Annotated in this window: 19 protein-coding genes and 1 pseudogene; 5 read left to right on the top strand and 15 right to left on the bottom strand. The window is 73.3% G+C overall.

Features of this window, described 5'->3' with window-relative positions:
* Positions 1-15 precede the first annotated feature (15 nt).
* A complete protein-coding gene (locus ACF1CT_RS17945) occupies positions 16-1,485 on the bottom strand; it encodes a purine-cytosine permease family protein (protein WP_391784812.1) in 1,470 nt (489 codons plus the stop codon).
* Positions 1,486-1,717: 232 nt separating this feature from the next.
* Here ACF1CT_RS17945 and ACF1CT_RS17940 point away from each other — a divergent pair, with 232 nt between their 5' ends.
* On the top strand, positions 1,718-2,809 hold the full coding sequence (locus ACF1CT_RS17940; protein ID WP_391784811.1) for a LacI family DNA-binding transcriptional regulator: 1,092 nt from the start codon (positions 1,718-1,720) through the stop codon (positions 2,807-2,809).
* 51 nt (positions 2,810-2,860) lie between these two features.
* Here ACF1CT_RS17940 and ACF1CT_RS17935 read toward each other — a convergent pair whose 3' ends face one another.
* The 14 genes and pseudogenes from ACF1CT_RS17935 to ACF1CT_RS17870 all read right to left on the bottom strand — a co-directional run bounded on the left by ACF1CT_RS17935 (position 2,861) and on the right by ACF1CT_RS17870 (position 18,067).
* Entirely contained in the window at positions 2,861-3,637 is a 777-nt protein-coding gene (locus ACF1CT_RS17935) for an NADase-type glycan-binding domain-containing protein (RefSeq protein WP_391785002.1), read from the bottom strand.
* 357 nt (positions 3,638-3,994) lie between these two features.
* Positions 3,995-4,060, bottom strand: a pseudogene (locus ACF1CT_RS17930) (zinc ribbon domain-containing protein); the annotation flags it as partial.
* A gap of 4 nt (positions 4,061-4,064) precedes the next feature.
* Positions 4,065-4,628, bottom strand: coding sequence for a phage tail protein (locus ACF1CT_RS17925; RefSeq protein ID WP_391784810.1), 564 nt, complete (start codon positions 4,626-4,628; stop codon positions 4,065-4,067).
* Positions 4,625-6,586: a putative baseplate assembly protein gene (locus ACF1CT_RS17920; RefSeq protein ID WP_391784809.1), complete on the bottom strand. Its 1,962-nt coding sequence runs from the start codon at positions 6,584-6,586 to the stop codon at positions 4,625-4,627. The genes ACF1CT_RS17925 and ACF1CT_RS17920 overlap by 4 nt, the downstream gene beginning before the upstream one ends.
* Positions 6,586-7,035 (bottom strand): GPW/gp25 family protein, encoded by a 450-nt coding sequence (locus ACF1CT_RS17915; protein WP_391784808.1) that lies wholly within the window; start codon positions 7,033-7,035, stop codon positions 6,586-6,588. The genes ACF1CT_RS17920 and ACF1CT_RS17915 overlap by 1 nt, the downstream gene beginning before the upstream one ends.
* Before the next feature lie 166 nt (positions 7,036-7,201).
* On the bottom strand, positions 7,202-8,968 hold the full coding sequence (locus ACF1CT_RS17910; protein WP_391784807.1) for a VgrG-related protein: 1,767 nt from the start codon (positions 8,966-8,968) through the stop codon (positions 7,202-7,204).
* Complete coding sequence (locus ACF1CT_RS17905) at positions 8,965-9,687, bottom strand: peptidase M23 (RefSeq protein WP_391784806.1); 723 nt, start codon at positions 9,685-9,687, stop codon at positions 8,965-8,967. The genes ACF1CT_RS17910 and ACF1CT_RS17905 overlap by 4 nt, the downstream gene beginning before the upstream one ends.
* A gap of 67 nt (positions 9,688-9,754) precedes the next feature.
* On the bottom strand, positions 9,755-10,180 hold the full coding sequence (locus ACF1CT_RS17900; protein WP_391784805.1) for a phage tail protein: 426 nt from the start codon (positions 10,178-10,180) through the stop codon (positions 9,755-9,757).
* Positions 10,181-10,233: 53 nt separating this feature from the next.
* On the bottom strand, positions 10,234-10,635 hold the full coding sequence (locus ACF1CT_RS17895) for a hypothetical protein (RefSeq protein WP_391784804.1): 402 nt from the start codon (positions 10,633-10,635) through the stop codon (positions 10,234-10,236).
* Positions 10,636-13,399: 2,764 nt separating this feature from the next.
* On the bottom strand, positions 13,400-13,558 hold the full coding sequence (locus ACF1CT_RS17890; RefSeq protein WP_003966147.1) for a DUF6760 family protein: 159 nt from the start codon (positions 13,556-13,558) through the stop codon (positions 13,400-13,402).
* Positions 13,555-14,058 (bottom strand): hypothetical protein, encoded by a 504-nt coding sequence (locus tag ACF1CT_RS17885; RefSeq protein ID WP_391784803.1) that lies wholly within the window; start codon positions 14,056-14,058, stop codon positions 13,555-13,557. The genes ACF1CT_RS17890 and ACF1CT_RS17885 overlap by 4 nt, the downstream gene beginning before the upstream one ends.
* Positions 14,055-14,495: a phage tail protein gene (locus ACF1CT_RS17880; protein ID WP_073784156.1), complete on the bottom strand. Its 441-nt coding sequence runs from the start codon at positions 14,493-14,495 to the stop codon at positions 14,055-14,057. The genes ACF1CT_RS17885 and ACF1CT_RS17880 overlap by 4 nt, the downstream gene beginning before the upstream one ends.
* Positions 14,496-14,534: 39 nt before the next feature.
* On the bottom strand, positions 14,535-16,055 hold the full coding sequence (locus ACF1CT_RS17875) for a phage tail sheath family protein (RefSeq protein ID WP_391784802.1): 1,521 nt from the start codon (positions 16,053-16,055) through the stop codon (positions 14,535-14,537).
* A gap of 701 nt (positions 16,056-16,756) precedes the next feature.
* Positions 16,757-18,067 (bottom strand): hydrolytic protein, encoded by a 1,311-nt coding sequence (locus ACF1CT_RS17870; protein WP_391785001.1) that lies wholly within the window; start codon positions 18,065-18,067, stop codon positions 16,757-16,759.
* Between the two features lie 227 nt (positions 18,068-18,294).
* Between ACF1CT_RS17870 and ACF1CT_RS17865 the strand changes: the two genes are divergently transcribed.
* The 4 genes from ACF1CT_RS17865 (at position 18,295) to ACF1CT_RS17850 (ending at position 25,356) form a co-directional block, all read left to right on the top strand.
* Positions 18,295-19,020 (top strand): response regulator transcription factor, encoded by a 726-nt coding sequence (locus tag ACF1CT_RS17865; RefSeq protein WP_391784801.1) that lies wholly within the window; start codon positions 18,295-18,297, stop codon positions 19,018-19,020.
* Between the two features lie 356 nt (positions 19,021-19,376).
* Positions 19,377-22,541 carry a hypothetical protein gene (locus ACF1CT_RS17860; protein ID WP_391784800.1) on the top strand — a complete coding sequence of 1,055 codons (3,165 nt, stop codon included), beginning with the start codon at positions 19,377-19,379 and terminating at the stop codon, positions 22,539-22,541.
* The gene (locus tag ACF1CT_RS17855; protein WP_391784799.1) at positions 22,538-23,239 is read left to right on the top strand and encodes a DUF4255 domain-containing protein; all 702 of its coding nucleotides are present in this window, start codon (positions 22,538-22,540) and stop codon (positions 23,237-23,239) included. Before ACF1CT_RS17860 ends, ACF1CT_RS17855 begins: the two co-directional genes overlap by 4 nt.
* On the top strand, positions 23,236-25,356 hold the full coding sequence (locus ACF1CT_RS17850; protein ID WP_391784798.1) for an ATP-binding protein: 2,121 nt from the start codon (positions 23,236-23,238) through the stop codon (positions 25,354-25,356). The genes ACF1CT_RS17855 and ACF1CT_RS17850 overlap by 4 nt, the downstream gene beginning before the upstream one ends.
* The last annotated feature ends 86 nt before the right edge of the window (positions 25,357-25,442 follow it).

The following is a 25,442-nucleotide window of genomic DNA, read 5'->3' as shown; positions in this document are numbered from 1 at the left end:
GGGGAGGGCGGCGGATCAGGCGGTGGGCGCGAGCGCGGCCTCGGCACGGACGGCACGGCGGGCGAGCAGCCAGTACGCGACCCCGGCGACGAGGGCGCCCGCGAACACCGAGAGGTCCAGACCGCCGGCGGCGTCGGACAGCGGGCCGACGAACACCGAGGAGTTGACCCACAGGACGGCGGCGGCGAAGCCGAGCAGCACGGCGATCAGACCGGCCGGACGGACCCCGCCCCGGTGCCAGTAGACGCCCTTGCGGCCGGTCTCCTCGGGGAAGAGCGACGGCACGTCGTAGCGGCCCCGGCGCAGCGCCCAGTCGGTGAGGTAGACGGCGGCCCACGGGCCGAGCCACAGCACGATCAGGCTCAGGAAGTTCGAGAGCAGGGTGTAGAAGTCGGCGGAGAACACCGCCCACAGGGTGATGGCCGTGCACAGCGACAGGTCGATGAAGACGACCATCCAGCGCTTGATGGGCAGGCCCACGGCGAGCAGGTTCAGGCCCGAGGAGTACATGTCCGTGGTGTTCACGGCGAGCAGCGACACGATCGCGAGCAGCAGGTACGGGGTGATGAACCAGCCGGGCAGGATCTCCGGCAGACCGGAGATGGGGTCGGCGGCGTTGGTGGTCGCGGTGGCGACGGCGGCGCCCAGGATCTGCAACAGGATGTTGGGCACCATGCCGCCGAGCGCGGCGCACGCGAACACCTTGCGGGGCGCGGAGTCCGCGGGCAGGTACCGGGAGTAGTCGCTCCCCATGTCGGCCCAGGACAGGCCGCCCGAGGCGGTGACCATGGCGAGGACCAGGGAGACGGTCACCAGGGACGGGGCCTCGCCGTGGGTGCCGAAGTCGGCCTCGGGCACGACGAGGAACGCCATCACCGCGAACATCGCGGCGAAGATCCAGGCGAAGTGCTTCTGCACCTTCATGATCAGGTGGTAGCCGGACAGCGGCAGGAGCATCTGGAGACCCGCCGCGACGGCGATGACCAACAGCTTCACCGGTGTACCGGTGGCGACGCCGGCCTGGTCGAGCAGGGCCAGGCCCGCGAGCACGATCAGCACCATGCCGCCCGCCTCGAAGCCGACGAGCATCACCCAGCTCAGCAGTGCCGGGAGACGTCCTCCGCGCGGACCGAAGGCGGCCCGGGAGACGGAGTGCGTGGAGGTGCCGGTGCGCGGACCCTGGAGGCTGGTCAGACCGGTGACGGCGAAGCCCAGCATGTTGCCGACGACGATCAGTGCGACCGCGTACCAGAAGGACAGGCCGAAGGAGACGACGAGCGCCCCGTAGACGACCGTGAAGACGGTGGTGTTGGTGCCGGCCCACAGGCCCAGCAGCCGGCTCGGCCCGCCCTGGCGCTCCTCGGCGGGTACGGCGTCGATGCCGCGCTGCTCGACCGTGAAGACGGACACGGGGGAGGCGGCGGACGCGTCGGACGGGACGGGTCCGGTGGATCCGGGCGGGGCGGTGGTGGTGGCCTCGGCCATGGTCGGCAGGCGTCCTTTGCGGACTCGCGTCCCGGCCCCAGGGGGCGGGACGACTGGTGTACAAGGAGGTCCGGCGTGGCCGGAACGAGGGGTGCACGACGGTGTGCGAGGGGTGGCGGCCCGCAGGGGCGCGCCCCGGCAGTACAGCGCGGAGGCGGTGCCCAAACGTTTTGGCAACGTAGCGGACGGTACTGCCTAAACGTTTTGGCAGTCAACCGGTAAGCTCACCGTCATGTCAGACGTCACAGAGCCGACCGGCCACGCAGCCCCGCGGGGAGCACGCTCCGCCTCCCGCGCGCCGGGCGTGGCCAAGGGAGGCGGCGGGCTGCGCGAGGTGGCCCGCCGGGCCGGTGTCTCCGTCACCACGGCCTCGCACGCGCTCAACGGGGTGGGGCGGGTCGGCGCCGCGACCCGCGAGCGGGTTCTCGCCGTCGCCGCGGAGATCGGCTACCGCGCAAACCCCAACGCGCGCGGGCTGCGCGGCGCCCGCACCGGACTGCTCGGCCTGACCCACCGTACCGCCGTCGAGGGCGGTATCACGGACATCGAGTACTTCGTCAAGATCGTGAACGCGGCGACCTGGACGGCGATGGCGCACGACTACTCCCTCGTGCTCGTCCCGCCGTCGCTGGACGGGCGCCCCTTCGAGTCGTTGCCGCTGGACGGCACGATCGTCATCGACCCGCTGACCGAGGACCCGCTGCTGGGCCGCCTCGCCGGCATGGGCGTCCCCGTCGTCACCACCGGCCGCGACCTGTCCCGCAAGGACGCCTTCCCCTGGGTCGACAACGAACTGTCCACCTGCGCCGTCGCGGCCCTCGAACACCTCGCCGCCACCGGCGCCCGCCGCATCGGGCTGCTCACCGGCTCGACCGGCCAGTCCTACGACGAGGACGCGGCGAGCACGTACCGCGACTGGTGCGGGCGCACCGGCCGCCCCGTGCTCATGGACCGTGCCGAGTCCGGAACCGACTCCACCGCCGCCGCGCACCGTCTGCTCACCCGGCCCGACCGGCCCGACGCCCTCTACGTCGTGATGGAGAAGTTCGGCTTCGCCACCCTCGCGGTCTGCCGCGAACTCGGGCTGGGGGTTCCCGGCGACGTGCAGATCGTGGTGGGCGCCGACGGGGAGTTCGCGCGCAGTGCCCGTCCCGCGCTCACCGCGCTCGACCTTGCCCCCGAGGAGATCGGCAGGCAGGCGGCCGAACTGCTGATCGACGTGATACGGCGGCCTCCGGAGGCCGGAACCGGGCCCGAGCACCGTCTCGTCCCGGCCAAGCTGCTGCCCCGCGCCTCCACCCGGCCGGTACGGGCGGGGGACTGAGCACGTACCGAGGGCACTCGGCCATGGCTCGCCTCCGGCCGGTGCCCGGTGTCAGGTGCGCTTGAAGAACTCGACGTCCGCGACCGCGATGGGCCGTCCCCCGCCCTGTCCGGCCGCCGCCGTCAGGACGAACCTCACGGAGACGACATCGCTGATGCCCAACCGCACGGTGTGCGGTTCGGGTTTGTCGGTGAACGTCAGCTCCCTCGTGTGGACGTCGCCGTCCGCCGTGGTGACGATCATGTCCGCCCGGGTGGGCCGCGCGCCCTGCCGGAATTCCTGGGGATCCTTCGACACCCCGGTGTACACGGTGACGCCCACCAGCCGGAACGGCTTGTCGAAGGAGCACGTCAGCGACGCGCCGAGCGCGGGCGCCCCCCAGTACGTGTTGGTCACCCCGTCGATGGCCTCGGTCGCCGGATGGCCGGGGGCCGCGGAACTCGCGGTGGCCTTCACCGGACCGATCCCCTCGGTTCCGCCCTTCTTGTCCCGCACATCCTCGATGAGCAGGCGCCCGGCGGGCAGGAGCAGATAGCCGACGAACAGCAGCCCGACGATCACCAGCACCAGCAGGGTCCGCCGCAGCACCCGGCCCGTTCCGCCGCCCCGCACCCGGCGGCGGAACGGCCACACCGTGCGCCACCAGGGCAGTGGCTTCGGCCCCTCGCGGGCCTGCAGCGGCGCGGCACAGCGACGGCAGAACCGGCGGTCCGGCAGGTTCGGGGTGCCGCACGCCGGGCAGGGCGGCCCGTCGGGTTCCTCGTCGGCCTCCACGGGCCTGACGACGGGACGCCGGGCGATCGGCGCGGCGGGCTGAACGGCGCCCACGGGCGCTTCCTCCTCCGCGGGCCCGGGCCGTACGGGCTCGGGCCGTGCCGGTCGGGGCGGCTGAGGGGCGGGTACCGGCAGCACGGGCGGCGGCCCGGCGGTTTCCGCCGCGCCGGAGCCCGGGGGTTCCGGCGCGGGCTCGGGGTGCGGGGCCGGACGGGCCCCGGCTCCCGGATCCGTCGTCGCCGGGACGGCGCCGGTCGCGGGCCCGGCCGCGGTGCCGGATTCGGGCCCGCTGGCCGGCTCCGACGCGCCCGCCGGTCGCGCGGGCGCCGCGGGACCGGCGGGCGCGGCCGGGGCGTCGGGTTCCGTACCGGTGGGAGAGTGCGACGGCCGGGAGAACCAGCCCAGGTAGGAACCGCAGTTCCCGCAGAATTCGTCGTCCTCGCGGTTGGGCGCACCGCACGCCGGACACGAGCGCATCGCGTCAGCCTCCTGTCTCTTGCGGCGGGCCCGGCAGGATCTCCACCCGGCACGTGAGGTGTACGGGACACGAGGCCGCGACGACGTCCCGGACACGGTTCGCGTCCACCGGCCGCTCGTGCGCGGGCCAGACCCGCACCAGCAGTTCACCGGTCGGCGCCGGGGGCAGACCGGTGCCCGGCTCCGACGACCACGCGACGCCGCCGCCGTCCCGGATGTCGGCGTGGACGTCGAAGCACAGCCGGAGATGGTCGACCAGCCCCCGGCGGGTGCCGCGCCACCGGTGCAGTTCGACGGCGCGGGCGACGACGGCCCGCCGCAGCTCCTCGGGCAGCGCCGGGTCCAGGCCGGTACCCACCCAGGACGCCAGCCAGGGCAGGAAATCGGCAGGGGCCAGCGCCGGATCGAAATAGGCGGGAAGGTTGTCCAGGGTGGACAGGACGGGCGCCAGGACGGTGTCGAGACCCGCCGTGAACCGCTGGGCGAGATCGTCGTCCGCGTACAGCGCGGGCAGCAGCCCACCGATCGGATAGCGGCTGGGAAGCCCCGGAACCGCGGCCCTGGTCATGAGGCGTCACCGGCCCCGCCCGCGGTGACCACCACCTGGTGCTGGTGCGAGAAGACCAGGGCGCCCGGGGCGACGTCGATCCGCTCCTGAGCCGGCCCCCGCCGACCGGTGATCGGGTCCGCCGGGAACAGCCTCACCTCTTCCACCAGACCCACCCCCGGCACGCCCTGGAGCACCGCGAAGACCTCGCCGTACTGCACAGGTCTGCCGAACGGCCACCCCGTTCCGTCCGCCCCGCCCCGCAGCGGGTCGATGCGGCGGAACAGCGCCGCGAGCGCCTCCGTACGCACCCGGTCCACGTCGCCACCGCCCGCCACCAGCCTGGCCACCACGGTCACGCCCTGGTACGCGGGCGGTTCCACCACCAACCGGGTTCCGACCAGACGCCGTTCGTCGAGCCGCGCCGCGACCGCCGAGAGCACCGAGTCCGGCGGGATCAGCTGCTCGAACCGCAGGAGGCCGCCCTCGTCGGGAACCGCGTCGGGCACCACCAGGATCCGCACAGCACCGGCCTCGCCCGCGGCGGCGGGCAGACAACGGACCCTGCGCAGGGAGGGAGCGGCCTCGTGGGCGATGACCTCGTGGTCCGCGGCGGTGACCGCCCGCTCCTGCACCCGCAGGATGTTGGGCGCCCGCACCTTGGCGTTCTCCACCGTCTCGCCGTCGACCCCGCCCCGGGCCGCCTCGCGGTTGTTGACACTCGCCACGTACGGCACCGAGCTGCGCAGCACGTCGATGGCGCCCCGGGCGACGTTCCCGGCGGCCCCGCCGCCCGTCCGGCAGCGGGGGATCCGGAGCTGCGCGCCCTTCTCGGGCACGGCGCCGCAGGCGCGCATCGTCCCGTCCGGCTCGCGCACCTCGGGCGGGAACGCGAACTCGCCGGAGACCGCGTCGATCCTCACATGCTGGTCGTCCGGCCGGGAGGAGCCGAAGTGCTCCACGGCCGTCCACACCTGCCAGCCGTCGGCGGAGGACACCTCGACGACCGGCGGTTCCCCGTCCAGCAGCAGTGGCACCCTGTTCACGGAGAACCGCTGCCCGGCGACGCCCTCGGAGACACCGAGCGGAAGGTCGAGGACGGTCTCCGCGTGTTCGACGTCCGCGGTGCCGCCGACGGTGAACACCTCGGCCTCCCGGATCGTCGGCGACTCGGAGTAGAACGGCTGGCCCGGCTCGGGCGCGGTGACCCGGCAGCGCAGCCACCCCGCCCGGGTTCCCGCGGCCACCGACACGGTGTGTCCGGCGGGGACGAACACGGTCACCTCACCGGGCCTGTTCAGCCCGCCGGTGCTGTCGGTGCCGGTCCGGCACGTCACCCAACGCGCACCGTCCCACGCCTCCCACACCAGCGGCGGCTGCCGCGGGTCGACGCCCACGCCCTCCACACGGCTGTCCAGACGCACGGCGACGACGCACCGGGGGACGGCGGTGGGCAGCCCGAACAGCACCGCGTCGCCCGGCTCGGGCCGGGCCTGGAAGCAGGCGATGTCCTGACCGGCGCCGAGCGGGGCGGTACGGTCCGTCTGTTCCCCCGACACCGGCGCGGTCACCAGCCGGACCAGCGAACTCGGCACGATCGGGAGATCCTCGGAGGTCGAGAACACCACAGCCTCCTCGACCTCGCCGCGCGAGGTCGCGACCTCCGTGCCCGCCGGGAGCAGCACGGTCTCCGGCTGGGGCGCGGACAGCCAGAAGTCGACCTCCGCCCGCGCGGCCGTCGGCGGGAACAGCGTGACGCCCAGCAGGTCGAGAAAGGCCGAGTAGTTCTTGTCCGGCACCCGGTTCAGCCGGTACAGCAGTTGGTCGACCATGTACGCGAAGGTCTCGATGAGCGTGACCCCGGGGTCCGACACGTTGTGGTCGGTCCACTCGGGGGTGCGCCGCTGGACGTACCGCTTGGCCTCGTCGACGAGTTGCTGGAAGCGCCGGTCGTCCAGGTTGGGCGAGGGCAGGGCCATCAGCGCACCCCCGCTTCCCGGGAGCCGTCGAAGCCCCGGGAGCCGTCGGGGCCCTCCGAGGACGGGATGGTGTAGAAGGGGAAGACCAGGTTGCGCCGGTCGTTGGTGGCCCGCACGGTGTAGTGCACGTCGATGTACAGGGTGCCCTCCTCGACGGCGTCGAACGCGATCACCACGTCGGTCACCTCGATGCGCGGCTCCCAGCGCTCCAGCGACGTACGGACCTCCTGCGCGATCCGTCCGGCGGTGGCGCCGTCACCGGGCGCGAAGACGTAGTCGTGAATGCCGCAGCCGAACTCCGGGCGCATCGGCCGCTCGCCCGGGGCCGTGCCGAGGATCAGCCCGATCGCCTCCTCGATCTCCTGGTCCCGCTCGACCATGCCGATGCCGCCCGTGGGTCCGACCCGCAGCGGGAAGCCCCAGCCGCGTCCGATGAATCCGCCGCTCACACCGGGCCCCCGGTCCTCGCGGTGGCGGCCGCCGGGGCGCCCGGTGACGGAGCGGCCGGGAGACCGCCGTGAACGGTGGTGTCGCCCGTGCGGGCTGCAGGGGGCATGGTGGCTTTTCTCCTTGCTGCGAAAGCGCCTTCGGCCGCCGCACCGGCGGCGTGGGAGGTCAGTTGATCCGGATGAGTCTTGCCTTGAGGACTGCGAGCAGTCCGCCGTCCACGGTCACCCCGGCCTTGCCGTTGACGGTCACCGAGCGTCCCTTCACGTTCACCTCGCCGGTACCGGCGTCGAGCGTGATGCCGGACGCGGAGAGGGTCACGGAGCTCAGCACCCGGGTGCCGCCGGGAGCGAACACCTTCAGCGCGATCTCGTCCCGACGCTCGTCCAACGTCACGTCGAGCCGCTTGTCGCCACTTGCCAGCCGGACGCCCGACGTCCCGCGCGGGCTGTCCAGCAGTTCCAGCCGGTGCCCGGAACGGGAGACCAGGGAACGGCGGTTGACCCTGCCGCTGGTCGGGTCGACCAGCGGCACGCCGTGGGGCGAGGGCTTGTCGACCCCGTTGTAGAGGCCGCCCAGCACATACGGACTGTCGAGCAGACCCTGCTCGAATCCGACCAGCACCTCGTCGTTGACCTCGGGGCTGAACACCCCGCCGCCGCCCTGACCGCCCCACTGGACGGTACGGACCCAGTCCGTCACGTAGGTGTCGTCGAGCCAGGGGAACTTCAGCCGGACCCAGCCCCGTTCGTCCTTGCCCTCACGGATGTCGGTGACCACACCGATCGCGAGGCCCGGCATGCGCGGGCCCCGCGAGGGCGCGTTCGACCCCGTGGTCATTCCCGCCAGGGAACGATCGGGCGCCGCGCTCACCAGCACGGTCGTGCGGTAGCCGCCGTTCGGTTCCAGGACGTGGTGCGCCGCGGTCGCCGTATAACGGCCGGAGAACGCGGGTCCGACGTTCCCGAGGGCCACCGGCTCGCCCGCCCGCAGATGGGGATTCCCCTCGGCGACCGCCTCGATCTCCCCGAACCCGGAACTCACCGAGGCGGCCACCGAACCGGCCACTGCCGTCGCCTCCGCCTGGGCCCGGTACGGGGTGTCGGCCACCGTCAACAGGGCGCCGGTGCCGAACGCCCCGGCCGCCGTCGACGGGCTCATCCCCGGGGACACGGCGTCGCTGCGGACCGACTGCTCGCGGGCCACCAGACGCTTCTTGGTCTCGACGCTCCAGCCGCGCACCTCCACGTGGTCCGCCCCGTCCGCCCCGGTCAGCACGGCGCGCAGGGCCAGCAGGTTGCGTCCGTACTCCAGGACCATCGGGTGCCGGGTGGCGGAGGTGGTCGGCGAAGGCGCCGAGGCGGCGGGCTTCGGCTTCACGAACTGCAGCAGGCCCTGGTCGTCCACCCGCACGTGCGCACCGCTCTCCGCCGCGAGGTACTGGAGGAACTCCCAGTCGGAGACGTTGGGCTGGGTGAGTTGCCTGTACGTGACGGGCGCGGCCTCGATCCGCCCGCAGGCGAGCCCGGCGCCCGCGGCGACCTTGCGGACGATGTCCGCGGTCCTCATGTTGCGGTAGGCCACCACCTTCCGTCCGCGCTGGAGCCGGTGGGCCCTGGAGAAGGCCCGGACGACGGTGAACGAACCGGTGGTGTCGCTGTCGAGCTCGACGGCCGTGACCTCGCCGGTGAACAACCGCTCGCGCGCCCGCTCCCGCACCGTGACCACGGAGATCTTCAGCGGGGTGCCGATGGTGAGCCCGGTGGCGGTGAGCAGTTTGTGATCGGGATCCCGGTACATCAGCACGGCGGTGTCCGGCAAACCGACGTTCTCGTCGACCACGCAGCTCACCAGCTGGGTCGCCCATACGGGAGGCAGCTCACCGGGGGCCTCGACGATGGGATCCGCGGCGAAGGAACGTCCGGAGCCGGTCACCGGACACCCCCCGCGGCGTGTTCGTCCGGTCCGGGCACGACCAGCTCCCTGCCGGGGACCAACTGCATCGGGTCGTCGATGTCGTTGGCGTGCGCGATCGTGCGCCACGCGGTGGCATCGCCGTACTCCCGCCAGGCGAGCAGCGGCAGGCTGTCACCGACGACGACCCGGTGGGTCCGCCGCGCCTCCTGCGAGCCCGACGTCGGGTTCTGGAGGAGGGTCTCGCTGCCGGCCTCCTCGATCGACAGGGAGCAGGTGGCGCGCAGCGGCTTTCCGTCGATGTCGAACAGCGTGTACGAGATGGACAGACTGGACATCACACCGTCGAACGAGGTCGTCTGCGAGGTACCCCAGTCGAAGCGCACCCAGGGACTGGCGGGAGTCTTGCGGGCCAGGCTGTTCGGGGAGGGCGCGCATGCCAGCATCAGCTGTTCCACCGCCTTCTCCACCGAGTTGTCGTGGGTGGCCGTGGCGTCGAGGAAGACCTCCATGGACAGCGTCCGGGGCCCGCTGCCCACGAACTCCGGCAGCGCCGACTGCTCGGCCATCCGGGACGGTGTGCGCCGCCACTCGGTGCTCTTGTTCAACGACAGCTGCGCGGGGTTGAACTGCAGGGTGAGCTGGGCGAGGTTCCCGCCCGGTTTGGCCCCGACGTCCGCCGGCGGCTCCATGATGGTCAGCTGGGCGCGAGCACGACTCGTGCGGGCAGCGGGTGACATCGTGTTCCTCCTTCCGGTTCTGCTCTCTCGCGGGATCGACGGTCTCCGAAAGTCGATTGACGGTTCGTCAGGAGGGCTCCAGGCCCTCGTGCGCGATCTCCAGAGTCTCGATCGCGGGTTGGGAGCTGGCGGGGTCGAAGGACGGCCCCTCCCAGCGCACCGGCACGATGCCCTGCACCTGCCAGCTGATGATGCGGCTGAGGTCGGGACGGAGTGCGACGATCTCCCCGTCCTTGCGCTCGACGCGCTGGATCGTGTCGTTCAGCCACCGTGTGATCTTGAGGGTGTCGGCGGTGACCGGGCGGGTCAGTGTGATGTTGGTCCAGGTGATCCGCCCCGGCAATTGCCAGGTGAAGCCGTTGTTGCCGCCCTCGGCGTACTGTTCCAGTTCCACCTCGGCGCCCAGTCCCGAACAGGTGTGGAAGGCCCCCAGGTCACTGCCGCCGATCACCAGCTTGAAGAACACACTCGTTGCGAAGATGTTGTCCGTCATGTTCTCTTCTTCTTCCCTGCCGTTTCCGAGTGCCTCGCCGGGCGGGATCGTTGTCAGCGGCGACCGTCGTACAGCCGTCCGGCGCGCTCCCGGCCCCGGCGCATGTCGGCGCGGATCAGCCGGCTCACCGGATCGAGCAGACGACGTGCCAGTTCCTCGATGTCCGCCGCGGTCACCCGGGCCGCGGCCGCCGGGGCGGGCGGCGCGGCCCGGCCCGGGGATTCGGAGGGTTTCACCGGCGCCGCCCGCACCGGCACACCGGTGATTCCGGCACGGGCCGCCGCGCGCTGCACCGTTCGGGCCGTGCCGTCCGACTCGCCGGTCCGGGCGGCCGGGGCGGGGGCGGGACGCGGAGGCCGCGGGACGCGCACCGAGAGGGCCTGCGGCCCGGTGGGGGCAACACCGTTCCCGTCCGCCGGGCCGGTCGCCACGGGGCCGACGGAGTCGGGCACCACGGGCATCGCCGTCCGCTGCACGGATACGGCGGCCGACTCCGGCCGGAATCCCGCGGGCGGATGCGGGCGTACGACCGGAACCGGGGGAGCGGCGGACGGCCCGGACCCCGGGACGGCGGACACCGACCCCACGACGGGGGACGGGGAGACGTACGGGGCGTCGGGCGCGGGGCCCGGCGTCGGGGACGGCGGACCGGGGAGGGCGACCGGGCGCCCCGGCGCGGGTCCCGGCTCCGCCGGGCGGACGACGGGACGGGACGGCGGAACGGCCCGTCCAGCACCGGCCGAACGCCGCACGAGCCGCAGCAGGGAGCCGCCGACGGTCTGCGCGCGGCCCGCCCGGGCGTTCCCGGCGGCGGTCCTCGCCGCACTGCCGGAAGCCGGGACGTCGCCGGGACCACCCGGAGCCCTCCTTCCCGCGGACATCCCGCCGGTGCCGGGCCCGGTACCGCCGGGCCCGGGTTCGCCCCGCACGAGGCGCTGAACGACGCCGCCGGGCAGCGGTCCCCGCGACGTTCGCCCCTCGGGCGTCTGCGCTCGGGGTGCCGGTCCCGCGGTCCCGGACGCCCGGCCGCTCGCACGGGGCCGGTGCGAAGGCGCGGGTTCGGCGGGGCGGCCGGGCGGGTACGGCCCCGTGTCCCGGGGTGCCGCACCCGCCGACGTCCGGAGCCCCGCGGGCGGCACACCGTCACGTCCCCGCGGCGCATCGGGCACCGACGGCGCTACGTCACGGCGCCAGGTCGCTGCCACGACCGGCCGGGCCGCGCCGCCGGTGGATGCCACGGGCGCCGAGAAGCCCTCGGCGGAGCCGGTACTCACCTCAAGGCCCCTGCGCGGCAGCAGGTCCCGGGACCGCCGGACGGCGGGTGCCCGCCCCCCTTCGGCGGGTCCGGACGCGGGTCCGGTGCCCCCCGCCGGGGCGATCCTCCGGACACGCACCGGCCCGGTCGGGGAGGAGGACACGGGGACGGCGGGCGTATGCGGACGCGTGGACGCGGTGTCCACCGCGCGCTGGACGGCCGGGACGTCCGGCCCGGCAGCGGCGGGCCGTTCGGGCGCGGGGAGCGAGCGCACCGGCATTCCGGAGGGCGTCTCCGGCGCCGCTGTTCGCGCGGGCTTGACCGGTGCGGACAGCGGAGGCTTCGCGGGTTCCCGTGCCGACGGCGTGTCCTGGCCGGAAGCCGTGGTTGCCGGGCGCGTCTGATGCCGGTCGCCGAGCAACGGGGCGTCGCCCCGGAGCTCGGCCGTCGACGGGAGCGAGGGGAGGGGCGCGCCGATTCCGCTCGGGGGACGCGTGCGTGCACCGGCCCCGTCGGGCCGCGGCGGCGGGGGCGGGGGCGGCGGGGAACCGGGGCTGCCCGGGGGCCGGGCAGCGTCGTGCCCGCCGGGGCGCCGGACCCGTTCCGCTCCGGACGCCGATGCCTGTGATGCCTGTATCGATGCCGGTGCTGGTGTCTGTGCCGGAGCTGCCGGAGTTGCCGGGGCCGCCGGGGCCGCCGGGGCCGCCGGGACCGCCGGGACGGGCGGGGTCGACCGGGGTGTCCGGGGCGGCTCCTGGCGCCCGGTGCGCGGTGCCGACTGCCGACGCGCCGATTCCGTCGTCGCTCCGGGCGCACCCGGGGGCACCGGGGAGGCCGGAGTCTGCGATGCCCGACGTTGCAGCACGGGCAGGCCCGGCTCCTGCCGCCCCGCCGAACCGGACGGTACGGACACGTCGCCCGTCGGCGGGCCGGACGGCACGGCCCCGGGGGGCAGTTCCCGCAGCGGCTTGCCCAGGGCGGGCCGCACCGGCGTGGTGGCGGGAGGGGCGGGGGCGCGGTCCGGTGGTGGTGCGGTGCCCGGTGGAACGGCGGGTACCTCCCGGCCGGAGGCGTCCGGCGGATCGGACAGGGGCCGCGCAGAGGCGGAGGCAGAGGCGGCGCGGGTTTCGACGGCGGGCGGTGCGGACGAGGCGACCGGCCGGATGCCGGTGATCTGCCGCAGCGGCATCGCCGGCCGCCGGGCGACGATCAGCGGCGGAGCGGTCCGCCGGGGGCGCACCACCGCGGGGCCCGCCTGTCGCTGTCCGGCCGTTGACCGCGCGGCGTCCGTGGAACGCCGGGCCGCCGGTGAGGCGGTCGGACCGGGCGCCGGTTCCGGACCGGCCGTCGGCGCGGGCCCGTTCGCCGGGCCCGTCCCCGCGGCGGCTTGCGGAGCGGTCGTGCCCCCGTCCCCGGCCGTCCGCCCCGGCCCATCGCGACGGGAGGGAGCGGGAGGCGCCGAGGCGCTCGACCGCTGGACGGTCGCCGGTCCCCGTCCCGTCGTACCGCGCCGGCCCGCGCCACCCGCCACCACGGGTGCCGGCTCCGTCGCGGCCACCGGTTCCCCGTCCGCACCGGTCCGGGCGGCACGCAGGAGCAGCGGTCCTCCGGACGACACCGAGCGCGCGCTCCCCGGCCGGGTGACGCCGTGGATGAGACCCACCGGTGCGGACGGCAGCACGGCATGACCGAGTTCGCCGCCGAACGCGACGTCCTGCCAGGAGGCGAGACCGGACCTGAACCGGAGCCCGTCGCTCACCCCGATCGACGACCGGGCGACGGTCACCGTCGGAGGCGCCACCTGCCGCCAGCCGCCGTCCCAGTCGCCGCCCCGCCGATCGGCCGGGCCGCCGCCCGGAGCCGCCTCCGGCCCGGGAGAGTGCCCGGCACCGTCCCCGTCACGGGGGGCCGTATCGCTCCCGGGCCGGTCCGCGCGCCGGAACCAGTCGCCGAACCCCACACGATCACCCGCCTTCGTTGACGCGGGTGTTGATCCGCGCTATCTCCCGGACCCACTGCTGACGTTCGCCGTGGGTGAGGTCGAGAATGTCCTCACGCTGCCAATGGAAGTGGTAGGCGACGTACGCGATCTCCTCCCGCAGGCGGGGAAGCGCGTACGTCACGATTCCCCCAGGCGCCCACCCGAGAGGTCCACCTCGAACGATCCGTGGCACAACGGGCACGTCACCGCGGCGTGCGTGTGCCCCTCGCTGTTGATCCGCCGGTAGAAGTCCTGGAGGAACGCCACGTCCGTGGCGTACATCCGCTCGACGACCCCGGCGTGCACATCGGTGATGGAGCCGAGCCGGGTGATCACCTGGCTCAGCAGCACCACGCTCAGGTACGCCGGGTTCTCCTTCACCCGCAGATCGATCTGCGGGCGCAGCTCGTCCCGTGCGGTCGCCAGCCGCATCGAGCCCTGCCGGTGCACCTGGCCCTCGTCGTCGACGTAGCCGCGCGGCAGCTCGAAATCGAACTCCGTGCGCAGGTCCTGCCGGTCCCGCTCCCGCGCCGCGGGCGGCGGGGCAGCCTCGTCGCGTGCGGCGGGCGGGGCGGGCGCGAGGGCGTCGAGGGCTTCGTCGAGCCCGCCCGACGTACCCGACGTGACGGTCCTGCGCCTCATTCGACCACGATCTCCTCGAAGGTGATGGTGACCGTCTCGGTGGCGGCGCTGGACTCGCCGGCCTTCAACGACGGACCCTCCCACTTGCTGGCCCAGCCCTGCATGAGCTGGATGCGCCGGACCGTGTCGCCCTTCGAGTCCTTGATCTCGATGGTGAGGTTCTGGCGCGCGGCGTCGACGGCACCCTTGTTGAGGGTTTCCTTGATCCAGTTCGTGAACTCGCTGCTCTTGTCGATCCCGCGGGTGATCGTCACCTCACCCGCCTGGCGTGCGCCGGGCTGCTTGCGGATGATCTGCTTGCCCTCGGCGGTCACCTGACGGACCTCGACGACTTCCTCCTCGACGGTCAGACCGCTGACCTCCTGGATCGACTCGACGAGATAGCCGCCGAGCTGCACGCCGAAGACGTGGGTGGAAAGAGCGTCGCCCTCTGCCATGGCTCTGTGTCACCTGTTCCGTTTGCGGACCCCGCGGGGTCACTCGTTGACGAGGCTGGTGCTGTCGGAGAACTGCGAGAGGCGGAAGACGACGAACTCCGCGGGCTTCACCGGCGCCACGCCGATCTCGCACACGACCTGGCCGAGGTCGATCGACTCCTGCGGGTTGTTGTCGCGGTCGCACTTGACGTAGAACGCCTCCTCGGCCGTGCGGCCGAAGAGCGCTCCCCGGCGCCATTCCTCCGTGAGGAAGGCGGTCACATTGCGGCGGATGCTCGACCACAGCCGGTCGTCGTTCGGCTCGAACACCACCCACTGGGTGCCCAGGAGGATCGACTCCTCCAGGTAGTTGAAGAGGCGACGCACATTGAGGTAGCGCCAGGCCGGGTCGGACGACAGCGTACGGGCTCCCCAGATCCGGATGCCGCGCCCGGGAAAGGCCCGCACGCAGTTGACGCCGATCGGGTTCAGCAGGTCCTGCTCGCCCTTGCTGAGACGGATCTCCAGGTCGAGAGCCCCGCGGATCACCTCGTTGGCGGGTGCCTTGTGCACGCCGCGCTCGCCGTCGCTGCGCGCCCAGACCCCGGCGACATGACCACTCGGCGGAACCAGGCAGTTGTGGCCGGCCGCCGGGTCGAAGACCGTGATCCAGGGGTAGTACACGGTCGCGTAGCGCGAATCGAATCCGGCGTCGTCGTTGCGCCAGGTACGGACGCGCTGCGCGGTCATGCCCGGCGGGGTGTCCAGCACGGCGACCCGGTCGCCCATCTGCTCGCAGTGCGAGATCAGCGCCGACTGGACGGACTTGACGCCGTCGGCGTCGATGTCACCGCGCTGGTGGGCCCGCATCAGGTCGGGAACGGCGACCATGGTGATCTCGTCGATCGCCTCAAGGCCCGAGATCCCCGTGCGCTCCGAGGCGTCCCCGATGAACTCGGCCGGGTCGACGCGCACGGCACCGGCCTCCGGGGCGGCGGGCGCCAGGGGGAGGACCTGGTTCTCCGGGCGGCTCTGGGGCGTGCCGGGCTGCTCGCCGACCTCGATGAGCTTGGACTGACGGGCCTGGGTGACCAGATATCCCTTGACGCTCTTGCGGGTCGAGACGTCGTAGGTCTCCACCACCTTGCCGCCCTGTCGCACCAGGAGCCGGAACCGGTCCTCCGGAGGGTTCTCGCCCTCCGCGTCGGCGATCTCCACGGAGAGGTCGCCACGCGCGCCGGGCCGTACGGAGACCTGGAACCCGCCGAGGGCGACGGACGGCGCCGCGGCCGCGGCGCCCGGCGCCGCGTCCTGCGCGGGGCCGCCGACACGCACGATGTAGGCCGCGCCACCGCCGTTGGCGAAATAGCCGTGGACCGCGAGCGTCAGGTACGTGTCGGGCGCGAAGGTGCCGAAGGTCTGGACGTACTGGTCCCAACTGGTCACCAGGGTCGGCCGGTGGAAGGGGCCCGCCGCCGCGAAACCGACGAAGGCGGCGACCGCGGTGCCGACTCCCTCGATGGGCCGGGCTCCGGACTGCACCTCCTCCACGTATACACCGGGGGTGAGGTACGACGGCATGCTCGCTCCTTCGGGTGGCCATCCGTTCGCCGCTCAGTCTCGCCGCGCCGCCCCGGTGCGCAGTAGGCCTCAAAGTCCTGGGCACGGGGCAAGGACGCTGCCTTCCCGGGCACCCGGGCAGCGCGGAATTCTTCCCCGTGCGGACGCCGGTGAGGGGCTGCCCGGCACCCGTACGAGGATGATCCTCCGCCTTGCGATCGCACGAACGGGACACCGCACGAACGGAGCGCCGTGCGAACGGGACGCCGTACGAACGGGACGCCGCACGGCCCGGCCTCCGGCCGGACGGCGGCACCGTGAAGACCCGGCCCCGGGCCGACGGAGAAGCGAACGCCGGTGCACCGGAGGGTGGTTCGCCGTGTGCCGATGTCCGGCAGCCGCGGGGCGGCGGCATACGGGGTCGGCCCCCGCCCCGCGGTTGCCGAGGCTCCCCGCGAACGTCCGTGCCGTCTCGGGGCATCGGTACCGGTGTGACGGCGACCGGCAGGAACATGCAGCATGCGGCCGTCCGGCCTGCCGCGTCCGCGGGGTGCGCGAGGACCGGACGCTCCCCGCCCGCCGCCACCGGAACCTCGCGGATCCGGGTCGCCGCGGCGTGCGGGGGGTAGGGATGCGGCAACGGTCGGCAAGCCGGGTTTTCCCCGGTCGCTATTTCTGCTGTTCTCGTCGCGTATGGGAAGCGAGAGGCCCGGTGCTGTGTTCTACGGTGCGAGATCCTTCAGTGTTCCGCTGACGTTGACTACCTGGTGGCAGCCAGAAGCTTGGGTTCCGGTTGCGGGGGTGCCGGGCTTGGCGCAGGTCACGGAGGCGGTGACCGCGGCGTTCTCCGGAACCTGGATGGGGGTGACCCAGTGGTAGTCCTGATTGCGGAAGGTCTCCAGGGCGATGGTGGTGATCTTCCGGTTCCCGAGCGTGATGGTCAGTACGCCCTCGTCACCCTGGAAGTTCGCCACCACGATGTCCGTGGCGTTGAACACCTTCCCCCGGGGCACCCGGTACGCGCGCTCCTTCTCGGTGCCGCCCCCGGTCTGCACATCGATCGTCTCCGAGATCTGCTGCTCCCCCGAGCCCGTCGTCGAGCCGGAACCACCCGAGGAGGAGCCCCCCGGCCCGGTCGGCCGACCGGGACCGGTCCCGGGACCCTGGCCCTGTCCGCCCGCGGAATCGCCCGAACCCCCTGTCGAGTCCGCGCCCTGCTGCCCGTTGTCCGGCCTCGCCTTCTGCACGGCCTCGGTCGCCGCCTGCTTCGCGGCGTTCTTCACCGCCGGCCGGGCGAGGGCGAACCACGCGAGCAGCAGTGCGAGCAGCGCGGCCAGGACGATCAGCAACCATCTGGGCAGTATGGGAAGTTGTACGAACTCGCCGGCCGACGTCTCCGGCGGCCCGTCGGGCCGTTCGCCGCCGGATCCGGATCCGGATCCGGATCCGGATCCGGCCCTCTCCGCGACCTCGACCTCGAACGGCCAGGTGGCCGGCTTGCCGAACCAGATCGGCTTCCGGGTCCGTACCCGCAGGCGCATGTCGGCCACCTCGCCCGGTTCCAGGCGCCGTTGGCCGGGGGAGAAGGCGAGGCGGAGTTCCTCCCCGGCCTGTGTCGCGGTGAGCGCGATGTCGACCGGGGTGTTCCCCTTGTTCTGCACCGAGGTCCGGAACCGGGCGCCCAGCCAGCCCCGGCGTCGACGCGGGTCCAACTGCGACCGGATCTCGTGAAAGGGCTCGATGACCACCGTGGCCTCGGGCACCGCCACCGACTCGGGACGTTCCGCGGGCAGGACACGGACGCCCAGGGGGGTCTCCCCGGCCCTTACCTCGTGGGACCGGGGCGGCGCGAGCCGCACGGTCACCACCTCGGACGTGCCCGGATAGAGAGAGACGCGGGCCGGCTCCACCGTGCTCCACGCGGCGCAGTCGCCGACCACTTCGAGCGTGTAGGCCTCGACGATGTCGCCGTCGTTGCGCACGGTCAGCGTCGTCGTCGCCCCGGCGCCGGGCGACACTGTCACCGTGGACATTGCGAATTCGGCAGATGTGGTCACGATGCGACGGTAGGCCGCCTCGGCGGTGGAGCAGCAGAGACTCAAGGGCAACGAGCGGGCAGGGCCGGTGCCCCGAAGGCCCAACGCCACCGCGTTCCCGAGCACCCGCCCCGGGCCCGCTCCCCCTGCCGGGACCCCGGCGCGATCGAGAACGGAAGCCAACACATCGGGCAGGAATACCTGAGGAAGACGAGCACGGAACGATGACGACGACAGACGTGAACAACGGAACAACGGCACGCGGTCGGTTCCGCCGGCCCAGCGCCTCGGAGCGCTCGGCCCGGGACAGCATACGGAGGGCCCCGGCGGGCAGGGTCTCCGTGGCGGTGTACGCGGAGGACCTGATCCTCCAGACCGGCATGATCCACCAGTTGCGCCCGCGTCCCGAGATCGAACTGGTGGCGGAGGCGGAGGCCGACCGGGCCCAAGTCTCCTTAGTGGTCGTGGACATGGTGGACGATCCCACCATCCGGCTGCTGTCCCGTCTCCAGCGCAACACCGCGACCCGCACCGGACTCGTCGTCGGCTTCTTCGAGGCGGCCGCGCTCCAGACCCTGATCGAGCGCGGTGTCGTCGCCGTGCTCAGGCGCGGCGAGGCCGACCCGGACCGTCTCGTCCACCTGGTGACGGCGATAGCCAAGGGCGAGGGCGTGCTCCCGGGCGACCTGCTCGGAAAGCTCCTCGACCACGTCAGCAGCCTTCAGCGGACGGTCCTCGACCCCCGGGGCCTCTCGCTCTCCACGCTCACGACACGGGAGGCGGAGATGATCAGACTGGTGTCGGAGGGCTTCGGTACCGCGGAGATCGCGCAGAAGACCTCGTACTCCGAACGCACCGTCAAGAACGTGCTGCACGAGATGGCGACACGACTCGAACTGCGCAACCGGGCCCACGCCGTCGGCTACGCCATGCGGCACGGACTCATCTGAGTGCTGTCACGGGCGTCCGCGCGGACGGCGCGGGACGCCGCCGGTGCTCTGGTGCTGTGACCGGGAAGGTGTGCCGGGAAGCTCGCGGCGTCCGGTGCGGAGCGTCGCGAGGCGGAGCGTCGTCGGTGTTCCGGATGTACCCGGATGAGGTGACAACGCGGCGAGGTGCCGTGCCGGGAATCGCGGGCCCGGTGAACCTCTCCGGTCGCAGCACCAACGGAGGAGGGCCGGGGAGGCGGCGGCCGCAAAGGGCAGCGGGCCCTTCCCCCACCGCGGGTACTTGGGGCCTGTTCCCGGTCCCGCGCGGGCGGGACGCTGGCGGGGGGAGTGTCATCGACCAGACTGTGAGGTGGGCCGTGACCGGCACTGGTGGCCCGGCGAGGCGGGCCAGGCTGCACCGACTGGCGGGCGTGGTGGTGCTGTTGGCACCCCTTCTGGTGGCGGGAGCCGCATCGGCACCGCAGGACGCGCCGAGAACCGTCGCCGCGGCGGACGACCTCCCGGCGGACACCGGGCGGATCGCCTTCGCCGGAACCGGACACCGCAGTCTCGGCGAGGCGTCCCGATCGGACATCCACACCAGTACCGCCTTGTTCGGCACCGGGCCGGCGCACTACGACCAGGACCCCTCCGCACGCGGCGGGGCGCTGGTCTTCACCAGCCTGCGCGACGCGCCGCGCCCCCAGGTGTACGTGCGCGAGTCGGGTGGTGCGGTGCGCAGGCTCACCACCGGTCGCGACGCCGCGAACCCCGAACTCTCCCCGGACGGGCGGACGGTGGTCTTCGACTCCGCGGAGCCGGGGCCCGACGGCCGGGACCAGCACGACCTGTGGACGGTCGGCGTCGACGGGTCCGACCTGCGACGGCTGACGGACACGGCAGCGGACGAGACCCATCCGACGTTCTCCCCGGACGGCGCCCGGATCGCGTACTCCGCGGACGGCGATCTTCTGCGGGGACGGCAGATATACGTGCGTGCCGTGTCGGGCGGCGGTGCGACCCGGATCAGCGACGGTCCGCCCGGCGACGCGACCGAACCGGCGTGGAACCCGGTGGACGACGACACCCATCGTGCCCGCGTCGTCTACACCCTCACCGAGAACGGCAAGACCGACCCCCGGCTCCGGCTGACCGAGGGGCCGGGGCGCGACCACGATCTGCTGCCCGGTGACCCGGCGAAGTGGAGCACCCGGTCGGCCGCCTGGCTGCCGAACGGGGACGACCTGCTCTTCATCAGTCCCGACACGTTCTGCGGATGCCTGGCCTACGACCACGTCTACCGGATGGAGCCCTCCGAGACCGAGGTCGTGCTGACCACGCTGCTCGACGAGGACCGCGACGTCGCATCGCCCACCTGGACCGGATCGACCGACTCCGGGACGGTCGTCGTGGCGCGGCGCACCACCGAGAAGGCGCACTATGCGACCCTCCAGGACGTCAGGCAGGACGGATCGGACCCGCGGGACCTCGGACTCACCATCCTGAAGGAGGACCCGAAGGCGGACGAGGACCCCGAGAGGGACCGCTTGTTCGACCCGGATCCAGGCTTCGATCCGTGGACCGAGCGGCAGAGCTACACACCGGACGGCCGGCGCATCGTCGTGACCGTCTTCGGCAACGGTGAGGGCGGGCCCCCCGAGCAGATCTGGCTCGCCGACGCCGACGGTTCGCACGCGGAACCGATGGAGCTCGGCGGGCGCGGTCCCGACGACTGGGACACCGACCCCGCCTTCTCCCCGGACGGCACCAGGATGGCGTTCACCCGGTACTCGCCCGGCAGGACCGACCGGAAACCGGGGCCGAGCAGCGTCCTGATCGCGGACGTCGCCACCAAGGAGATCGTCGGCAGGATCGTGCCACCGGAGGGACAACCCGCGGGCGGTGACGCCCAGCCCGCCTGGTCGCCGGACGGCACCACCATCGCCTTCACCCGCAACCAGGTCATCGGCGCACTCGGTGGCAACAAACACGTCTGGACCGTCCCGGTGAAGGCGCTCGACCAGCAGCGGGACCTAAGCGTCACCGCCTGCCCCGGAGAATGCGAGGTCATCGACGACAGCCCCGCGTTCTCCCCCGACGGCACCCGGATCGCCTTCAACCGCAAGGACGGCGGCGGCCGGATCAACCAGCGCAACGGAATCCTCGTGACCTCGCCCACCGGCGAAGGGTGCCGCGTCCTGCTGCCGTCCGTCCAGCGGGACAACCCCGACGCCTGCGGGCAGGAGCTTCCCGACACCACGCGGACCGGGCCCTTCCAGCCCCGCGACGTGGCCTGGTCGCCGGACGCCCGGCGGCTGGTGTTCAGCTCGCGCAGGACGGCCGAGCCGAACTCCCCGGAGCGGCTGAAGGTGCTCGACCTCGAAAGCGGCGACCTGAAGGTGCTGACGAACGGACTCTCCGGGCGACAGAAGGAGCCCGCGTTCCAGCAGTCGGTCGACCTGTCGCTGACCGCACCGCCCACCGGCCCCGAGGTGGAGGCAGGTTCCACCGGCGAGGTGACGGTCACCGTCACCAACCGGGGCCCCGCCCACTCGCCCGGCACCGTGTTCACCGCCGACCCCGCGCCCGGCGTGCGCCTGGACGGGATCACCACCCCGGCCGGGTCCTGCTCGACCGGGTCGCCCCAGTGCGACCTGGGCGTGCTCGCGCCCGGCGAGAGCGTGGACATCACCGTCCGGCTCACCGGCGTGACGACGGGGGACCAGCAGATCGGCTGGTCGGTCGCCGGAGCCGTGCTCGACCCGAATCCCACGGACAACGCCGCCGGAACCGTCGTCCCGGTCCACGAGGCGCCGCCGGCACCCACTCCCACGCCCACCCCGACCCCCACGACCGCGCCACCCGTACCGCCCCCGCATCCTCTGCCGCCGGAGCCCGAGGCGGGACCCGGAGTCGTGGTGCGGGCCCAGCCCGGTCCCGGCTTCGTCGGCGGCCGGGTGGTGGTGACGTACACCGTGCGCAACGGCCGCAACGCCCTTGCCACCGGCCTGCGGCTGAAACTCGGCCTGCCCGCCCGCATACCGGCGGGCCCGACGCCGGCGGGCTGCGCCGGAGGGGAGTGCGCGCTGCCCGACCTCGCACCCGGGGCCTCCGCGGTGGTCCGCGTCGTGCTCTCGCCCGACCGGGCGCTGAAGGCCACCATCACCGCGACGCTCACCACGACCGGAACCGACGCCGACACCCGCGACAACGTCTCCAGGACCACGCTGCGCATTCTCCAGCCCCGCATCGTCGCGGTGCCCGCCGTCGGCAAACCCGGGTTCGTCACCTCCGTCCGGGGCAAGGACTTCCCGCCCGGCGCACCGGTGAAGCTCACCTGGGATCCGGGAATCACGGCGACCGCGCCCCCCGCCGTCCCGCGCGCGGACCGCACGTTCATCGCACAGTTGCTGATCCTCGTGAAGGACCGGACGGGACCGCGCACCATCACCGCCACCGGCCCCGGGTTCAGCCCGGTCACCACGCCCTTCCTGGTGGTCACCGGCACCATCGTCCCGCCGGACGAGGTGGGGCGCCGGTGATCCACGAAGTCGACGAGGGGCTGCGGCTGTTGCTGGAGACGGAACTCCGGGACAGCGGTGTCGACCTGGTGTTCGACGCGCCGACGAAGGAGTGGTCGGCCCGGCGCAACGCGCCCACGGTCAGCGTCTTCCTGCACGGCATCCGCGAGGACGCGACCCGCCGACGCACCGGGACGGCCGAGGAGCACGACGGACAGGGCATGGTGGTCGGTTGGCGGACCCCGCCGCGCTGGTTCGAGCTGACCTATCTGGTGACCGCCTGGACCAACCGCCCGCAGGACGAACACCGGCTGCTCTCCGAGGTGTTGCGCCGCCTGGTGCGGACGGACGTGCTGCCCGCGCGGACGCACACCGGCAGCCTCGCCGAACTCGGGCTGACCGTGGACATGGAGGCGGCCGGCCCGAGCACCGACCGGCAGGCCACCGCCGACGTCTGGTCCGCGCTCGGAGGGGAGCTCAAGGCAGCGATCGACCTGCGCGTGTGGGCCCCGCTGGCGGGCGAACGGACGTCCGCAGGCCCACCGGTCACCGAGGGGCTGGTGGTGAGGACCGCACCCGCTCGGGACGGCGATCCGACGGGCCCGGGGCGCCGACTGCGCTACGACGGGGCGTCCGACCCGGGGGAGCAGGGCTTCGCCGCGGAACGCGAACGGCGACTTCCTCCCGGCCGACGCAGGCGGGGGAGCGGGGCTCGATGACCACGGCACAGGGCACCCGCCCCGCCGGTGAGCTGCCCGACGCCCCGACGGCCGTCGAGGAACTCTGGGAGCGGCTGATCCACGTCGAGCGGCGGGTCAGGAACGCCGTCGCGGCCCGGCGGTCCCTCGACCCGCAACCGGACGATCCCTACCGGGGGCAGTACCTCACCTCCGAGGGGGCCGAACGGATCCTGGCGGCCCGCGACGCGTTCGCGCCGGTGCCGCGGTACACGTCCGAGCCCCGGCCGTCCCCCTCGTCCGGGAGCCGGATCCATCGGCTCGCCGAGGACTTCGGCCTGACGCCGCTGGACGTCGACCTGCTGCTGATCGCGATGGCACCGGACATCGACATCCGGTTCGAGCGGCTCTACGGATACCTCAACGACGACCTCGGCCGACGAAGGCCCACCATCGGCCTGGCCCTCGAACTGAGCGGACTCCCCGCCGCGAGCACCGGCCGCTTCCGGTTCTCCCCGTCCGCCCCCCTGGTCGCGGGCGGACTGCTGACGGTGCTGGAGGCCGACCGGCCGCTGCTCTCGCGGGTGCTGCGCGTGCCGGACCGGATCACCGCCCACCTGCTCGGTGACGACGAGCCCGACGGGAGGCTGCGCGGCCTCGTCCGGGTGGCCGGTCCGGGCGAGGAGGCGGACCCGGGGCCGGAGGCCCTGCGGGTCGCGGCGCTGCTGGGCACGGGCAGCGGCCTGGTGCATCTGCTGGACCGCGGCGGTGACCCCGGCGCACTGGCCGTCGAGGCGCTCCTCGCCGCGGGACGTCGTCCGCTGCTGGTCGATGTCGCGGCGCTCGTCGGCGCCCCCGAACCGGCGGAGCTCGTCGGGATCCTGGTGGCCGAGGCCCGGCTGAGCGGCGGCGGAGTCGTCCTGGGACCGATCGAGGCGCTCGCCCCCGAGCGGCCCGGAGGAGCCGGACTGCTGGGCGGCCTGTGCGCGGCGAGCCGCGGCACCCCTCTGGTCGTGCACGGGAAGAAGGACTGGGACCCCCGGTGGAGCGGGGAGAGCCCGGTCCCGGTGCCCGTCCTGCCCGCGGACCCCGAGGACGTGGCGCGGCAGTGGAGCCGGGCCCTCGCCGAGGCCGGTGCCACCGTCGGCCTGCCCACCGAGAAGGTGCGGGCCGCAGAGGGGCTCGTGGCGGTCACCACGCCCTACCGGCTCGACGCCGAACAGGTCCGCAGGGCCGCCACCGTGGCCTCCCGGCTGGCCGTCGCGCGGGGACGCCCGGTGGACGCGCGGGACCTGCGCACGGCGGTCCGGGCGCAGAACGGCGCGGGGCTCGAACGGCTCGCCCGTCGCATCGAGCCCGCGGTGGGCTGGGACGACCTGGTGCTGCCCGCCGCGACCCGTCGGCAACTGTCCGAACTGGCCCTGCGCGCACGCCACCGGGAGCAGGTGCTCGGCCGCTGGCGGATGCGGCCGGGCGGCGGCCGGGGACGGGGAGTCATCGCGCTGTTCGCCGGCGAGTCGGGCACCGGCAAGACCATGTCCGCCGAAGTGGTGGCGTCCGAACTCGGCATGGACCTCTACGTCGTGGACCTGTCCATCGTGGTGGACAAGTACATCGGCGAGACCGAGAAGAACCTCGAAAGGATCTTCGTCGAGGCGTCGGACGTCAACGGCATCCTGCTGTTCGACGAGGCGGACGCCATATTCGGGAAGCGTTCGCAGGTCAAGGACGCCCAGGACCGCCACGCCAATGTCGAGTCGGCCTATCTGCTGCAACGGATCGAGTCGTTCGACGGGATCGCGGTGCTCACCACCAACCTCCGGGCCAACCTCGACTCCGCCTTCACCCGCCGCCTCGACGTCGTCGCGGACTTTCCCCTGCCCGACGCCCGGCAGCGCCTGGCCCTGTGGGACCGCTGCCTGGGGGCGACGGTCCCACGCGACGGGAAGCTCGACCTGGAGTTCTGCGCGGAACGCTTCGAGCTGGCGGGAGGGTCGATCCGCGCCTGCGCGGTGACCGCCGCGTACCGGGCGGCGGAATCCGGGAAGCCGCTCGGCATGGAGGAGATCGTCTCGGCCGTGCTCCAGGAGTACCGCAAGCTCGGACGGCTGGTCCTGGAGAGCGAGTTCGGCCCCTGGGTGGACCGCTCGCACGGATGAGGAGGGGACCGGTGCCCCGGGCCCGGAGCCGGCGCCGCGCGCCCGGACGAGGCACGGCAGGCCGGCCGAGGGGCTCGGCCCGTTCG

The sequence above is a fragment of the Streptomyces sp. NPDC014734 genome (genome assembly GCF_043083325.1).
GTDB lineage: Bacteria > Actinomycetota > Actinomycetes > Streptomycetales > Streptomycetaceae > Streptomyces.
This window is presented reverse-complemented; position numbering and strand designations above follow the sequence as displayed.